General features: G+C 70.9%; 1 protein-coding gene. It reads right to left on the reverse strand.

The window, feature by feature from the left end; genetic code table 11:
- Positions 1–1,526: condensation domain-containing protein (locus tag ACLQ2R_RS39420; RefSeq protein WP_425966531.1), on the reverse strand; the 1,526-nt coding region annotated here is incomplete at both ends.

Consider the following 1,526-nt stretch of genomic DNA (forward strand, 5'->3'; position numbering starts at 1 on the left):
CGTTCGACGCACACTCCCACGCACACGTCCGGTCCCACGCCCGCGTCCCGCAGGTAGCGGGCCAATCGGTTGGCGCGTGCGTTCAGTTCCCGGTAGGTGAGCTGTTGCCCCTCGGAGACCACCGCTACCGCGTCATGGGCCTGGACCAGCTGGTGCACCAGGACCTCGGGGACGTCGGCGACGTTGCCGTTCCACGACGCCAGCAGCGCGCGCTCGCCCTCGCCCAGCAGCGACACGTCTCGGTACGACGCCTCCGGGTCGGCCACCATCGCCTCGAACACCCGCAGGTAGTAGTCCCGCAGCACGACGACCTGGTCCGCGGCCAGTTCCCTGGCGTTGTACTCCAGTTCCAGACGGAGCCCGTCGGAGCCCGGCTCCCTGCTGACGGCCACCACCAGGGGGAAGTGGGTCCGTGCCACGCCCGGCATGTCGGCGCCGGGATCGGTGACGGTCAGCGTCCGGTCCCCGGCCGGTTCTCCGAGCTGGCGGAAGTGGTTGTAGACGAAGTTCACGTCGAACAGCGCGCCGTCGCCGAGCTCGCGCTGCAGTGCCGACATGGGGTAGCGCCGGTGCGGCAGCAGGTTCTGTTCCGCGTCCGACACCGCCCGTACCAGGTCCGTCCAGGTGCCCTCGGGCAGGCGCAGGCGGAAGGGCACCGTGTTGAGGAACAGGCCGCGGACCTCGGTGGCGTCGGCCTCCTCCAGCCGCCCGTTGGACGTCAGGCCCACCAGCACGTCGGAGCTTCCGGTGACCAGGCTCATCACCCGCAGGTGCGCCGCCAGCACCACGGCCTTGAACGGCACCCCCGACCGGCGGGCGAGTTCCTCCAGCCGTTCCGGCAGGTCCTGCCGGGTCACGGTCGTCAGGGCACCGGCGCCGTTGTCCTCGTCATGCGCGTGGCGCTCACCGTCGAGACGTTCACCGAGCCGGGGGAACGACTCCCGGACTGGCCGTCGCGGCAGCCGTACGTCGGGCCGGTCGGCCAGGTGCTCTAGCCAGAACGCCCGGCTCTCCTCGGAGCCCAGCGCCGCGCGCTCGGCGGCGATGAAGTCGCCGTACGTGGACCGCAGCGGCTCCACGATCGGGTCCTCGCCCGCCAGCAACGCGCGGTACAGCGTGTTGATCTCGGTGAGCGTGGAGGCCAGGCTCCAGCCGTCGAAGATGGCGTGGTGCTCGGTCACCGTCCACTGGAAGGCGTCGTCGCCGACGACGTGCACCGCCATCCGGAACAGCGGGGCGACCGACAGGTCGAACGTGTTCCGATGCTCCCCCCTGACATGCTCGCCCAGCACCGCGTGCCGCTGCCCGGGGTCGGTGCCGCGCAGGTCCACGACCGTGAGCGGGACCTCGACGGCCGCGTGGACGAGCTGCATCGGCTCGCCGAAACCACCGAGATCGAAGGAGGTACGCAGGATCGGGTGCCGTTCCACGACGCGGGCCACCGCACTCCGGAAGGCCGTCTCGTCGAAGGAACCGGTGATGCGCAGGCTGTGGACGTTGTGGTAGGGACGCCGGTCGGGGTCGAG

Source organism: Streptosporangium sp. DT93 (assembly GCF_049844535.1).
Taxonomy (GTDB): domain Bacteria; phylum Actinomycetota; class Actinomycetes; order Streptosporangiales; family Streptosporangiaceae; genus Streptosporangium.